The sequence below is a fragment of the Actinomadura fibrosa genome (assembly GCF_900659615.1).
GTDB lineage: Bacteria > Actinomycetota > Actinomycetes > Streptosporangiales > Streptosporangiaceae > Spirillospora > Spirillospora fibrosa.
Genome location: NZ_CAACUY010000231.1, coordinates 1 through 13,510, shown reverse-complemented (window position 1 = coordinate 13,510; position 13,510 = coordinate 1). Strand labels below are relative to the sequence as shown.

Below are 13,510 nucleotides of genomic sequence, written 5' to 3'. Positions count from 1 at the left end.
CGCGGAGGCGGCGGGCACCATCGGGCTCCCGCCGCAGGCGACGACCGGGCCGCCGCCCGCGGGGGCGCGGACGACGATCACCCGCGTGGCGCAGGCGGTGCTGGCGAGCTGGTCACCGGGGCGCGGCGTCGTTTCCGGCGAGGTCATGGCGGGCGTCCCTTTCGAGGAGGCGGTCGGCGAGCTGGGCGAGGTCGTAGGACTGGCGGGCCATCCAGAAGCGCAGGAAGCCGGTGAGCGAGTACCGCAGGAACAGCGCGGACCCGGCGACGGCGGCGGCGACGCCGCCGAGGCCGAGCGTGATGGCGTCCCGCTGGACGAGCGGGTCGCGGGTGCCGTGCGACACCAGGTAGGCCACGGCCGCGAGCACCAGGCCCAGCGCCATCAGCGCGGCGCCGAGCCGCAGCCACAGCGCGGCCCGCCCGGCCGCCGGGTCGGGGATCCTCAGCTCCGCGAGCTCCCGCTCGAAGCGGTCCGCGCGGTCGGCGCCGCCGGTGCGGCCGGTGCGCGCCCCGCCCGCGGGCGTCTCGGCCGGGGGCGTTCCGGTCGGGGGCGTCTCGGTCGGCGTCACGGTGCACTCCCCCAGGTCACGTCATACTCTCGGTGTGTGAAAACTAGCTTCTCCTCTACAGAGAAGCAATAGGCTGGAAACTTGCAACTCATATTTGAGAACGCTATTCTCATCCCCGAGAGGGAGGTAGATCCGTGCCCCACTTCGCCAAACCCGCAGCGGGGAGCTGGACCGAGCAGTACCCCGAGCTGGGAACCGCCCCGGTCGACTACACCGACTCCGTCGACCCCGCCTACTACGAGGCCGAGCGCGAGGCCGTCTTCAAGCGGACCTGGCTGAACGTCGGCCGGGTCGAGCTGGTGCCGAGGACGGGCTCCTACTTCACCAAGGAGCTCGCCGTCGCCGACACCTCACTGATCATCGTCCGCGGGAGGGACCAGCGGATCCGCGCGTTCCACAACCTGTGCCGGCACCGCGGCAACAAGCTCGTGTGGAACGACTTCCCCGGCGAGGAGGTCAAGGGCGTCTGCCGGCAGTTCACCTGCAAGTACCACGCCTGGCGGTACGGCCTGGACGGCGCGCTCACCTTCGTCCAGCAGGAGGAGGAGTTCTTCGACCTGGACAAGGCCGACTACGGCCTGAAGGAGGTGCGCTGCGAGGTCTGGGAGGGGTTCGTCTTCGTCAACCTCGACCCGGGCGCGCGGCCGCTGGAGGAGTACCTCGGCGAGATGGCGAAGGGGCTGGAGGGCTACCCGTTCCACGAGATGACCGAGGTCTACACCTACCGGGCCGAGGTCGGCAGCAACTGGAAGCTGTTCATCGACGCGTTCGCGGAGTTCTACCACGCGCCCGTCCTGCACCAGAAGCAGGCCGTGAAGGACGAGGCCGACAAGCTCCTCGGGTACGGGTTCGAGGCCCTGCACTACGAGCTGCACAGCCCCCACGCGATGATCTCGTCCTGGGGCGGCATGGCGCCGCCGAAGGACCCGTCCATGGTGAAGCCGATCGAGCGGGCGCTGCGCAGCGGCCTGTTCGGCCCCTGGGACCGGCCGGACATCGCGGGCCTGGACCCGCTGCCGCCCGGGATCAACCCGGCGCGCCACCGGTCGTGGGGCACCGACTCGTTCGAGTTCTTCCCGAACTTCACGCTGCTGTTCTGGGCGCCCGGCTGGTACCTGACCTACCACTACTGGCCGACCGCGGTCGACCGGCACGTCTTCGAGTCCAGCCTCTACTTCGTCCCGCCGAAGAACACCCGCGAGCGCCTCGCCCAGGAGCTCGCGGCGGTGACGTTCAAGGAGTACGCCCTCCAGGACGCCAACACCCTGGAGGCCACCCAGACCATGCTGAAGAGCCGCGCCGTCACCGAGTTCCCGCTCAACGACCAGGAGATCCTCCTGCGCCACCTGCACAAGGTCGTCGCCGACCGGGTCCGGGCGCACCGGAACGGGGACCGCCGAGCCGAGGAGCACAGCGATGCCGCTGCCCGCTGAGTTCAGCGACCTGGAGCTGTACGCGGCCTGGGCGCTGCCGACCGAACCGGAGCGGTACGCCAAGCGCCTCGCCAGCTCCATGGAGGAGATGCAGGCGTTCTACGACGCGGCCTTCGCCCGGCTGGAGGACGCCATCGCCTACTGCGACGCCCTCCCCTGGGACGACCTGCCCGGCGACGCCCGCTCGCTGCTGCACCTCATGCAGTCGCTGGTCATGGTGTCGTTCCCCGTCGAGGTGTGGAAGCAGGCGCGCGTCCCCGACAGCGGCGCCGCCTACCTCGACCTCGTCGTGGAGCCCGTGGTCTGAGATGCCGGTACTGAAGGCGGCCGGGCTCCTCGACCTCGACGCGGGCGAGATCGTCCGGCCGGGCGTCCTGCGGATCGAGGACGACCGGATCGCGGCGGTCGGCGGTCCCGTGCGGGGCGAGGTCGTCGACCTCGGCGACGCGGTGCTGCTGCCCGGGCTCATGGACATGGAGGTCAACCTGCTGATGGGGGGCCGCGGCGAGACGGCCGCGTACTCCCCCGTCCAGGACGACCCGCCGCTGCGCATGCTGCGCGCCGTCGGCAACGCCCGCCGGACCCTGCGGGCGGGGTTCACGACCGTCCGCAACCTGGGCCTGTTCGTGAAGACGGGCGGCTACCTGCTCGACGTCGCCCTCGCCAAGGCGATCGACGCGGGCTGGATCGACGGCCCGCGGGTCGTGCCGGCCGGCCACGCGATCACCCCGACGGGCGGGCACCTCGACCCGACGATGTTCGCGGCGTTCGCGCCCGGCGTCCTCCCGCTGACGCTGGAGGAGGGCATCGCCAACGGGGTGGACGAGGTGCGCAAGGCCGTCCGGTACCAGATCAAGCACGGCGCGCGGCTCATCAAGGTGTGCGCGTCGGGCGGGGTGATGTCGCACACCGGCGTGCCGGGCGCGCAGCACTACTCCGACGAGGAACTGCGCGCGATCGTGGACGAGGCGCACCGCCGCGGGCTGCGGGTCGCGGCGCACACGCACGGCGCCGACGCGGTCCGCGCGGCCGTCGAGGCGGGCATCGACTGCATCGAGCACGGCTTCCTCATCGACGACGACGCGATCGCGCTGATGGTGGAGCGCGGCACCTTCCTCGTCGCGACCACGTTCCTCGCCGACGGCATGGACGTGTCCAAGGCCGCGCCGGAGCTGCGGGAGAAGGCGGCCGAGATGTTCCCGCGGGCCCGCGAGTCGATCCGGGCCGCCATCAAGGCGGGGGTGCGCATCGCGGTCGGCACGGACGCCCCGGCGATCCCGCACGGCCGGAACGCGAGCGAGCTGGTCGCGCTGGCCGAGCGCGGCATGAGCCCCCTGGACGTGCTGCGCGCGGCGACCGTCACCGCCGCCGAGCTGCTCGACGTCACCGACCGCGGCCGGCTCGCGGAGGGCCTGCTCGCCGACGTCATCGCGGTCCCCGGCGACCCGCTGCGGGACATCGCCGTCACCAAGGACGTGCGGTTCGTCATGAAGGGCGGGAAGGTCTTCGTCCAGTAGGAGCGGCCCGGCGCGGCCGGCGGCAGCGGTCGAGAACAACCTTCTCTCGTCACGCCAGTCAGGGTCTTGTCAACGTGTCCCGGACACGGCGGTCGAGGTGCAGGCCCCCTCCCGGTGACGTGCAGTAAGGTTCTTGACATGGCACAGAAGACGGATCCGCCCGCCGGCACCCAGGGCGGGGAGCCGGCTTGGAAGCAGCGCGCGGTCGAACGCTCGACCAAGGCGGCGAAGCTCCGCGCCGAGCAGCGGGTGGAGCGCTTCCTCGACGCGGCGCAGGCGATCATCTCGGAGAAGGGCACCACCGACTTCACCGTGCAGGAGGTCGTCGACCGCTCGCGCCAGTCGCTGCGCAGCTTCTACCAGCACTTCGACGGCAAGCACGAGCTGCTGCTCGCCCTGTTCGAGGACGCGCTGCGCCGGGCGACCGACCAGATCAGCGCCGCCGCGTCCGGCGAGTCCGACCCGCTGGACCGGCTGAAGGTCGCCGTCCGGCTGCTGTTCGAGCTGTCCCGCCCCGACCCCGGCGCGCGGCGCCCGCTGTTCACCGACTTCGCCCCCCAGCTGCTGATCTCCCACCCGACCGAGACGAAGGTGGCGCACGCGCCGCTGCTGGCGCTGTTCAGCGACCTCATGGCGCAGGCCGCGGACGCCGGCGAGCTGCGCCCGGCCCTCACCCCGCGCCGAGCGGCCGCGCTGACGATGCAGACGGTCATGTTCATCGCGCAGGGCAACGGCGTCCCGGGCGACGAGCAGGACCACGCGCTCACCGCCGACGAGGTCTGGGACTTCTGCGCCTCGGGATTCGCGCAGGATTAGGGCGAGAATCCTATTCTCCGCTAGGAGAATTAGCTTACACTCAGGGTATGCGCGTCCTCGCCCTTGCCGTTCCCGCCCGCACCTCCCTCGTCCGCTGCTCCGGCCGGGGGCGGGCGTGACCGGCACCGACCTGTGGAGCGACCTCCTCGACTGCCTGGAACTGCGCGGCGAGTCCCCCGCCTTCGAGGGGCGCAACCAGCGGCTGAGCTACCACCGGCTGTTCGGCGGCCAGCTCCTCGCGCAGTTCGTCCGGGTTGCGTCCCTGGCCCATCCGGAGAAGGCCGTCAAGTCGCTGCACGTCCTGTTCCCTCGCGCGGGCCGGTCGGACGAGCTGGTCCGGTACGAGGTGGAGCGCCACCACGAGGGCGGCACGTTCGCGACGGCAGGGATCGTCGCGCGGCAGTCGCGCGGCGTCATCGCGACCGCGTCCGTCTCCCTGCACGCCGCCGAGGACGGCCTCGACCACCAGACCACCGAGCCCGTCCCGGCCGTCCTCGGGGCCGAGCACCGCGTGGACCTCGACCTCGTCCCGTGGGAGGTCCGGTCGGCCGCCGATCTGGACTCCCGGAAACCCGAGCCGCCCGAGGCGAGCCTGTGGATGCGGACGCCGCCCGCCGCTCCGGAGCTGGCACCGGCCCTCACCGCCTACGCGACCGACCTCACCCTGATCGGCACCGCGCTGCGCCCGCTCGACGGGATCGGCCAGCGGGACGCGGGCACCGCGTTCACCTCGGCCGTCACCTCGCACACCCTCTGGTTCCACCGCCCGTTCCGCACCGACGGGTGGCTGCTGCTGCGCCAGCACGGCCCCCTTCTCGCCCACGGCCGCTGCTTCGGCCGCGGCGACGTCCTGGCGGAGGACGGCTCGCTCGTCGCCTCCTACGCGCAGGAGGCGCTCGTCCGGTTCGCGGGGTGACCCGTCATGCCCCTTCCTGGCGATCGCCGCTTCCGGGAGGGGCGCCCAGGAGGAGGCCGGCCGCGGCGCCGGCGTCGCACCGCCCGTCCGCGACCTCCCCGGCCAGGTGCGCGAGGCGGGGATGGGAGCGCAGCCGGCTCTGCGCCAGCGACAGGATCTGGGCTCGCGCGCGGGCCGTCCGGCGGGCGGGGGTGTCGGCGCGGCGGTGCGCGTCGATCGCCTCGACGAGCTCCGGGACGCCGTCGCCGCGGGACGCGACGAGCGTGAGGACGGGCGCGCCGGTCTCCGCGCGCAGGTCGCGGACGGTCCGGTCGGCGCCCTCCCGGTCGGCCTTGTTGACGACGAGGAGGTCGGCGACCTCCAGCAGCCCCGCCTTGGCGGCCTGGACGGCGTCGCCCGCCCCGGGGGCGAGGACGGCGACGACGGGGTCGGCGACGGCGGCGACCTCGATCTCCGACTGGCCGACGCCCACGGTCTCCAGCAGGATCGGGTCGTAGGACAGGGCGGCGAGGACGCGGACCGCCGCGGGCACCGCCGCGGCGAGCCCGCCGAGGTGGCCGCGGGCCGCCAGCGACCGGACGAGCACGCCGGGATCCCCCGCGTGCGCGGCCATCCGGATCCGGTCGCCGAGGAGCGCGCCGCCGCTGTAGGGCGAGGACGGGTCGACCGCCAGCACCGCCACCCGCGTACCGCGCGCGCGGTACGCCCCGACGAGCGCGGCGACGGTAGTCGACTTACCCGCACCAGGCGGCCCCGTCACGCCGATGACCCGCACCCCCGCCCCACCGCCCGAGCCCTCCACACCGGACGGGCCCTCCACACCGGACGCGCGGTCCGCGCCGCTCGCGTCGCCCACGCGATTCACGCCGGACACGCGGTCCACGCCGCTCGCGCCACCCACGCTGCCCGCGCCGGACGGGTCGTCCAGGCCGGGCAGGCCGCCCACGCCACCCACGCTGGCCGCGTCGGACGGGCGGTCCACGCTGCCCGCACGGTCCTCGCGGTTCAGGCGGTCTAGGGCGGCCAGGACCTCGTTGCGGCGGTCGCCCTCTACCAGGGTGAGCAGGCGGCCTGTGGCGCGTACGGAGCCGTTCCGGGCGGACGCGAGCAGGTCGGGGACGTTCACGCGGTGCCGGGCCGGGGCGGGCGGGTCACGGGGCCGGGACCTCGATGACCGTGGCCGAGCCCATCCCGCCGCCCGCGCACATCGCGGCGACGCCGACGCCGCCGCCGCGGCGGCGCAGCTCGTGCACGAGCGTGACGAGCATCCGCGCGCCGGTCGCGGCGACGGGGTGGCCGAGCGAGCAGCCGCTGCCGTTCACGTTGACGCGGCCGGGGTCGATGCCGAGCAGCCCGATCGTGGCGACGCACATCGCGGCGAACGCCTCGTTGATCTCGAACAGCGTCACCTCGTCCAGGGCCAGGCCGGCGCGGACGAGCGCCTTCGGTATCGCCTTCACCGGCGCCAGCCCCGTCTCGGCGGGATCGACGCCCACCGACGCCCACGACCGGACGGCGGCGAGGACCGGCAGGCCCTGCCGCTCGGCGAGCCGGTCGGAGGCGACGACGAGCGCGGCGGCGCCGTCGTTGGCGCCGCAGGCGTTGCCCGCGGTGATGCTGAAGCCCTCGATCTCCGGGTGGAGGGGCTTGAGCGAGGCGAGCTTCTCCAGGCTGGTGCCGCGGCGCGGATGCTCGTCCACCGCGAACCGCCCGTGCGGCGTCTCGATCGGGACGACCTCCGCGTCGAAGCGGCCCTCGTCGATGGCGCGGACGGCGTTGCGGTGGGAGCGGAGCGCCCAGGCGTCCATCTCGGCGCGGGTCACGCCGGCCTTGACCGCCGCGTTCCAGCCCACGGTGATCGACATGTCGAGGTTGGGGGCGTCCGGCCGGTCGGGGTGGGTGGGCGGGACCCAGGGGTCGGCCCACTCGCCGCCGACCAGGAACCGCGACTTCGGGGCGGTGGACGCCGAGTTCACGCCGCCCGCGATGACCAGCTCGTCCATGCCCGCGCGCACGCTCGCGGCGGCGCCCTGGACGGCGGCGAGGCCCGCGGCGCAGTGCCGGTTCTGGGCGAGGCCCGCGACGTCGGTGAGCCCGGTGGTGACGGCGGCGTGCCGGGCGAGGACGCCGCCGCCGTAGAGGCCCTCGCCGAGGACGACGTCGTCGACGAGGGCCGGGTCGAGCCCGTCCGCGGCGGCGCCGACGATGTGGTGGGCGAGGTCGTAGGCGGTGGTGTCGCGCAGCGTGCCCTTGAAGGCGGTGCCGATGGGGGTGCGCAGGGCGGACACGAGGACGGCTTCAGGCATGGGTGTTCTCCAACCCTGTGTCGAGTTCGGCGAGCAGAGTGCGGCGCAGCAGCTTCCCGGTCTCGGTCTTCGGCAGCGCGGCGCGGAACACGACCGCGTCGGGCGTCTTGGAGGACCGGAGGCGCTCCTTGGCCCAGCGGCGGATCTCCTCCGGGTCGCCCTCGCCGACGACGACGGCGACGAGCCGCTGGCCCCACTCGGGGTCGGGGACGCCGACCACCGCCGCCTCCGCGATGCCGGGGTGCCCCAGCAGGACGTCCTCGATCTCGGCGGGGGCGATGTTCTCGCCGCCGCGGATGATGGTGTCGTCGGCGCGCCCCTCGATGAACAGGTAGCCGGCGGCGTCGAGCCGTCCCCGGTCGCGGGTGGCGAACCAGCCGTCCGCGTCGAGGGCGCTGCGGCCGCCGTACTCGCCGGAGATCTGGTCGCCGCGCACGTACACGAGGCCGGTCTCCCCGGTGGGCGCGGGCCGGCCGTCCTCGGCGCGGATCTGGAACTCGACGCCGGGCAGCGCCCGTCCCACCGAGCCGAGCCGCTCCCGTTCCGCCGGGTCCGTCGCCGCGAGGGCCGCGCGGTGGTCCTCGGGTCCGAGGACGGCGACGGACGACGCCGTCTCGGTGAGCCCGTAGGCGTTGACGAACCCGGTCCCCGGGAAGATCTTCAGCGCCCGCTCCAGGACGGGCCGCGGCGTGCGCGCGCCGCCGTAGGCGAGGCTGCGCAGCGTGGGCGTCTCCGCGTCGTCGCCGGGCACCTCGGCGACGATCCGCGCCAGCATCGTCGGCACCACGAGCGCGTGCGTGGCCTTCTCGCGGCGGACGGTCTCCAGCCACTCCCGCGCGTCGAACGCCGCCATGTAGACCACGCGGCGTCCGGTGTAGAGGTTCGACAGCAGGTTCGCCAGCCCGGCGACGTGGTACGGCGGGACGGCGACCAGCGCCGCCTCCTCCTCCCCGGCGGAGCCGAACTCCAGCGTGTTCAGCACGTACGCGAGCAGGTGCCGGTGCCGCAGCACGGCCGACTTGGGCGCGGCGGTCGTCCCGCTCGTGTAGAGCATCACCGCGACGGCGTCCGGGTCACCCACCACGGGCGCGAGGTCGAGGGGTCCCGGGGCGGCGTCCGCGGTCTCCAGGAGCGGTTCGAGGTCGGGCGGGCCGATCACGAGGGCGCCGGGGTGGCGCGCCTTGAGGTCGGTGAGCTGGGACGTGCCGAGCCGGTAGTTGAGCGGGACGAAGGGGACGCCCGCCAGCGCGGCGCCGAAGAGCGCGACGGGGTAGGCGAGGTGGTTCTGGCCGAGGTAGAGGACCGCCGGACGGCCGCGGAACCGCTCCGCGGCGGCGTGCGCGAGGCGCAGGAGCGCGGAGGCGGTCAGGGACCGGCCGCCGGACGTCACCGCCGTCCGGTCGCCGGCCGAGGCCGCCATCTCCAGGATCATGGTGATGTTCATGAGAATGCTATTCTCCCTTATTGAGATCCGTACTCGCAAGAGAGGGAGTGGCGATGCAGATCAGCGGGAGCTCCGCGGTCGTGGTCGGCGGGACGGGAGGCCTCGGGGAGGCCACGGTCCGGCGCCTCCACGCCGCCGGCGCGAAGGTGGTGGTCGCCGACCTCGTCGACGACGCGGGCAGGGCGCTGGAGAAGGAGCTGGGCGTCCGCTACGTCCGCACCGACGCCACCGACGCGGACGACGTCCGCGCGGCGATGGCCGCGGCGGAGGAGGCGGGGCCGCTGCGGATCTCCGTGGACGCCCACGGCGGCCCGGCGTCCGGCGGGCGGCTCGTCGGCCGGGACGGCACGCCCCTGGACCTCGCGGGCTTCCGGAAGACGATCGAGGTCTACCTGACGGGCGTCTTCAACGTGATGCGGCTCGCGGCCGCCGCGATCGGGCGGCAGGAGCCCGCCGAGGGCGGCCGGGGCGTCATCGTCAACACCGCGTCCATCGCCGCGTACGAGGGCCAGGTCGGCCAGCTCCCCTACGCCGCCGCCAAGGGCGGGGTGGTCGGCATGACCCTCGTCGCCGCCCGCGACCTGTCGCCGCTCGGCGTCCGCGTCGTCACGATCGCGCCGGGCACGTTCCTGACACCGGCCTACGGCAAGGCGGGCGACCAGCTGGAGGCGTACTGGGGGCCGCAGGTCCCGCACCCGAAGCGCATGGGCCGCTCCCCCGAGTACGCCGCGCTGGTGCAGCACATCTGCGAGAACGACTACCTGAACGGCGAGATCATCCGCCTCGACGGCGCCCTGCGGTTCCCGCCGAAGTGACCGGCCTCCGGCGCGTCGCGCCGGAACCCCCGGGGCGCCGCCCGCTCCGGGGTTCCGGCGCGCCGCGCCCCTCGCGCCCCTCAGCGGCCGGGCGCGTCTCCGTGGCGCTCCTTCAGGACCCGGCGCAGCACCTTCCCGGACGGCAGGCGCGGGATCTCGGCCGTGAACACCACGCGGCCCGGCCGCTTGTAGGAGGCCAGCCGGGCGGCGACGAACCCGGCCAGCTCGCCGGGATCGACCGGGCCGCGCGGGGTGACGGCCGCGACGACCGCCTCCCCGTCGGCCGCGTCCGGGACCCCGAACACAGCGCAGTCGGCGACGGCCGGATGGCCGTGCAGGACGGCCTCGACCTCGGCGGGCGCGACCTGGAACCCGCGCACCTTGATCATCTCCTTGGAGCGGTCGGTGAGCCGCAGCCAGCCGTCCGCGTCGATGTGGCCGACGTCGCCCGTCCGGTACCAGCCGTCGTCGAAGGCCTCGGCCGTCGCCTCCGCCGGGAGGTAGCCCGCCATCAGCGAGGGCGAGCGCGCCTGGATCTCCCCGGTCTCGCCCGGCCCGACCGGCTTCCCGGTCTCCAGCGACACCACCCGCAGGGCGACCCCGGGCACGGCGCGGCCCGCGCTGTCCAGCCGGGCCCCGCCGACCGGGCTGCACGCGATGACGGGCAGCTCGCTCGCCCCGTAGGCGGGCAGCCAGCCGACGCCGGTCCGCTCGGTGACGGTCTCGGCGACGCTCGCCGTCACGGGCGTCGCGCCCCACATGATGTAGCGCAGCGACGAGAGGTCGTAGGACTCCAGCGACGGGTGCGACGCGAGCGCCAGCGCGATCGGCGCCACGGCCATCTCCACCGTGATCCCGTCGCTCTCGATGCGGCGGAGCAGGGCGTCCAGGTCGAACCGGCGGTGCAGCCGCACCCGGGCGCCGGTGCGCAGCGCGGTCTCGATGTTGAGCAGCCCGAGGATGTGGGACGGCGGCGTCGCGATCTGGATCCGGTCCCGCGGCGTCAGCTCCAGGGCGTCCCGCCAGTGCCGGACGGCGGCGCCGAACGACGCGTGCGTGTGCCGGACGGCCTTGGGCAGGCCCGTCGTCCCCGAGCTGAACACGAGTACCGCGTCCGCCCCCGGGCCGGGCCGGGGGAACGTTCCGCTCCAGGGAGCGGCCGGCTCGTCCAGATGCAGCATGGGCATCAGCTCGCCGAGCACGGGGTGGTCGCCCACGGCGTGGTCCGGCTCGGTGACCGCCAGGGCGTGCTCGACCTCGATGCGCTTCCAGGCCGGGCTGAGCAGCACGGCCGACGCGCCGAGCCGCCAGACCGCCCGCACCGCGGCCACCCACTCCGGCCGGTTGGACGCCATGAGCGCGACGCGCCGGCCCGCCCGGACACCGCGCCGCGCGAGCGTCCCCGCGAGCCCGTCCGCCATCGCCGCCAGCCGCGCGGAGCCGTACTCCCGCTCCTCGAAGACCAGCGCCGCGGAGTCGCTCACGACCGCTCCCCGCCCGCGGGCGAGCCTCCGCGCCCCCCGGCCGCACGCGCCACCAGATCGCCGTGCTCGCCCAGCCGGGGCGGCGGGCCGTAGGCGGGCTCGTACCCGGCGACGCGGATCGGGCTGCCCACCAGCCGGTAGCCTCCGGCGTCCACGAGCACGTCCGGGGCGGCGGCGAGGGCCTCCGGCAGCGTCCGGACGGCCGCCGCCGGAACCCCGAGCGGGCGCAGCCGCGCCTCCCACCCGAGCGCGGTGTCGCGCGCCAGGGCAGCCGTGACCGCGGCGAGGACCTCCTCGCGCCGCGCGGCGCGCTCGGCCATCGTCGGGAACCCCGCGACGCCCGCCTCCCCGGCGAACGACTTCCAGAAGCCGTCATGGGTGACGAACAGCGCGAGCGTCCCCCCGGCTGTCGGGAACAGCTGGGCGGGGACGTAGTAGGAGTGCGCGCCGTTGGGCAGCCGCCGCGGCTCGGTCCCGTCGTTGAGGTAGGCCGCGGCGCGGTAGTTGAGCTGCGACAGCATGACGTCGCGGAGCGACACCTCCACCTGCCCGCCGCGCCCCGAGACGATCTGTGCGAGCAGCCCGAGCGCCGCGGCCATCCCGGCGGAGTTGTCGGCCGAGGAGTAGCCGGGCAGGGTCGGCGGCCCGGCGGGGTCGCCGGTGAGCGCGGCGACGCCGGTCGCGGCCTGGATCACGTAGTCGAAGGCCGGGTCGTCCCCGGCGTCCAGCCCGTAGCCGGTGAGCGCCACGCAGACGATCCGCTCGTTCCACCGCCGCAGGGCGTCGTAGGTGAGCCCGAAGCGGCGGATCGCGGACGGCTTCATGTTGACCAGCAGCGCGTGCGCGTCCGCGGCCAGCGCCCCCAGCTCCGCCTGCCCGGCCTCGGCGGACAGGTCGACGCGGACGCTGCGCTTGCCCCGGTTCACGCTGGCGAAGTAGCTGTCCCCCACCTGCCGCGACAGGTCCCCGCCCGGCGGCTCGATCTTCGTCACCTCGGCGCCGAGGTCGGCGAGCAGCATCGTCGCGTAGGGCCCGGCCAGGATGTGGCCCGCCTCCAGGACGCGGACGCCCGCCAGCGGCCCCGCGCCCGCGCCGGCCCCCGCCCGCGGGCCGGTTCCCCCGCTCATGCCGGGTCCGCGGCCGTCGCCGGGCCGCCGGACGGCCTCATGTCCGCCGCGAGCGCGGCGAGCATGTCCCGCGTCCGGAGCTTGGAGGCGACCAGCTCGTCGCGGTTCTCGCCGATCGGCAGCAGCCGCACCGACAGGTCGGTGACGCCGGCGTCGGCGAACCGCCGGAACCGGGCCGCGATGGCGGCCTCGTCGCCCGCCGCGCACAGGTCGCCGACGTCGCGGGCGTCGCCGTGGTCCAGCAGCCGCTGGTAGTTCGGGGAGATCTCCGCCTCGCCGAGGATCCGGTTGGCGCGCTCCCGGGCCGCGTCCGCCTCGGCGGGCCGGCACAGGCAGACCGGGATGCCGGCGACGACGCGCGGCGCGGGGCGGCCCGCCTCCCCGGCGGCCTTGGTGATGCGCGGGACGACGTGCTCGGCGACCGCGCGCTCGTCGGCCATCCACAGCACGGTCCCGTCGGCCCGCTCGCCCGCGAGCCGCAGCATGACCGGCCCGAGCGCGGCGACCAGGACGGGCAGCCGCGCCACCGGCCCGATCGTCAGCGGGTTGTGCACCCGGAAGGCGCCGTTCTCGACGTCCACCGCGCCGGCGCCGCTCAGCGCGGCGTCCAGCACCTCCAGATAGTCGCGGGTGTAGGCGGCGGGCCGGTCGTAGGGCAGGCCGAGCATGTCCCGGACGATCCAGTGGTGCGAGGGCCCGACGCCGAGCGCCAGCCGGCCGTCCGCCGCGGCCTGCGCCGACATCGCCTGCCGGGCGAGGGCGACGGGGTGCTGCGCCTGGAGCGGGACGACCGCGGTGCCGAGCTCGATCCGCTCCGTCCGCGCGCCCATCAGCGCGACCGCCGTGAGCGCGTCGAAGTCGGTCGGGATCTGCGGCACCCACGCGGTGTCCAGGCCCGCCCGCTCGGCCCAGCCGACGTCCTCGACCATCCGCGCTGCCTTGCGCGCGGCGTCGCCGCGCTCGGGGCCGATCATCACGCCGATCCGCATGGTGCCTCCAGTTCCACGACGTCGGTGGGGCGCGGCCGGACCCGGCGGCCCGGCCGCGCCCGGGCTCCGCGCGCGCCGTGCGCGGAGCGGTCAGG

At 74.9% G+C, this 13,510-nt stretch carries 13 protein-coding genes; 6 read left to right on the top strand and 7 right to left on the bottom strand.

Translation table 11 applies throughout. The features are described 5' to 3' along the window. Positions 1-112 precede the first annotated feature (112 nt). Positions 113-568, bottom strand: coding sequence for a hypothetical protein (locus tag E1300_RS40120; protein ID WP_207400227.1), 456 nt, complete (start codon positions 566-568; stop codon positions 113-115). A gap of 134 nt (positions 569-702) precedes the next feature. On the opposite strand from E1300_RS40120, the gene E1300_RS40115 reads away from it, so the two are divergent. From E1300_RS40115 to E1300_RS40095, 5 genes are all read left to right on the top strand, one after another. Next, the gene (locus E1300_RS40115) at positions 703-2,001 is read left to right on the top strand and encodes an aromatic ring-hydroxylating oxygenase subunit alpha (RefSeq protein ID WP_131762516.1); all 1,299 of its coding nucleotides are present in this window, start codon (positions 703-705) and stop codon (positions 1,999-2,001) included. After that, a complete protein-coding gene (locus E1300_RS40110) occupies positions 1,985-2,308 on the top strand; it encodes a hypothetical protein (RefSeq protein WP_131762514.1) in 324 nt (107 codons plus the stop codon). The genes E1300_RS40115 and E1300_RS40110 overlap by 17 nt, the downstream gene beginning before the upstream one ends. Position 2,309: 1 nt before the next feature. Further along, a complete protein-coding gene (locus E1300_RS40105) occupies positions 2,310-3,518 on the top strand; it encodes a metal-dependent hydrolase family protein (RefSeq protein ID WP_131762512.1) in 1,209 nt (402 codons plus the stop codon). Positions 3,519-3,656: 138 nt separating this feature from the next. Continuing rightward, positions 3,657-4,334 carry a TetR/AcrR family transcriptional regulator gene (locus tag E1300_RS40100; RefSeq protein ID WP_131762510.1) on the top strand — a complete coding sequence of 226 codons (678 nt, stop codon included), beginning with the start codon at positions 3,657-3,659 and terminating at the stop codon, positions 4,332-4,334. A gap of 115 nt (positions 4,335-4,449) precedes the next feature. Further along, positions 4,450-5,250, top strand: a complete 801-nt coding sequence (locus tag E1300_RS40095; protein ID WP_131762508.1) for an acyl-CoA thioesterase — start codon at positions 4,450-4,452, stop codon at positions 5,248-5,250. A gap of 4 nt (positions 5,251-5,254) precedes the next feature. Here the strand turns inward: E1300_RS40095 and E1300_RS40090 are convergent, their stop codons facing one another. Genes E1300_RS40090 through E1300_RS40075 form a run of 3 tightly spaced genes read right to left on the bottom strand, consistent with a single transcriptional unit; the run spans position 5,255 to position 9,000 of the window. Beyond that, entirely contained in the window at positions 5,255-6,376 is a 1,122-nt protein-coding gene (locus E1300_RS40090) for an ArgK/MeaB family GTPase (RefSeq protein WP_242619691.1), read from the bottom strand. A gap of 25 nt (positions 6,377-6,401) precedes the next feature. Next, entirely contained in the window at positions 6,402-7,556 is a 1,155-nt protein-coding gene (locus E1300_RS40080; RefSeq protein WP_131762506.1) for a thiolase family protein, read from the bottom strand. Then, positions 7,549-9,000: a class I adenylate-forming enzyme family protein gene (locus E1300_RS40075; RefSeq protein ID WP_131762504.1), complete on the bottom strand. Its 1,452-nt coding sequence runs from the start codon at positions 8,998-9,000 to the stop codon at positions 7,549-7,551. Before E1300_RS40075 ends, E1300_RS40080 begins: the two co-directional genes overlap by 8 nt. A gap of 53 nt (positions 9,001-9,053) precedes the next feature. Between E1300_RS40075 and E1300_RS40070 the strand changes: the two genes are divergently transcribed. Beyond that, a complete protein-coding gene (locus E1300_RS40070) occupies positions 9,054-9,815 on the top strand; it encodes an SDR family NAD(P)-dependent oxidoreductase (RefSeq protein WP_131762503.1) in 762 nt (253 codons plus the stop codon). Between the two features lie 80 nt (positions 9,816-9,895). Here the strand turns inward: E1300_RS40070 and E1300_RS40065 are convergent, their stop codons facing one another. The 3 genes from E1300_RS40065 to E1300_RS40055 are packed head-to-tail and all read right to left on the bottom strand — an operon-like array spanning position 9,896 to position 13,415. Further along, positions 9,896-11,299: a class I adenylate-forming enzyme family protein gene (locus E1300_RS40065; protein ID WP_131762501.1), complete on the bottom strand. Its 1,404-nt coding sequence runs from the start codon at positions 11,297-11,299 to the stop codon at positions 9,896-9,898. Further along, entirely contained in the window at positions 11,296-12,426 is a 1,131-nt protein-coding gene (locus E1300_RS40060) for a CaiB/BaiF CoA transferase family protein (protein ID WP_131762499.1), read from the bottom strand. The genes E1300_RS40065 and E1300_RS40060 overlap by 4 nt, the downstream gene beginning before the upstream one ends. Further along, positions 12,423-13,415, bottom strand: a complete 993-nt coding sequence (locus tag E1300_RS40055; protein WP_131762497.1) for a TIGR03564 family F420-dependent LLM class oxidoreductase — start codon at positions 13,413-13,415, stop codon at positions 12,423-12,425. The genes E1300_RS40060 and E1300_RS40055 overlap by 4 nt, the downstream gene beginning before the upstream one ends. Positions 13,416-13,510: the final 95 nt, after the last annotated feature.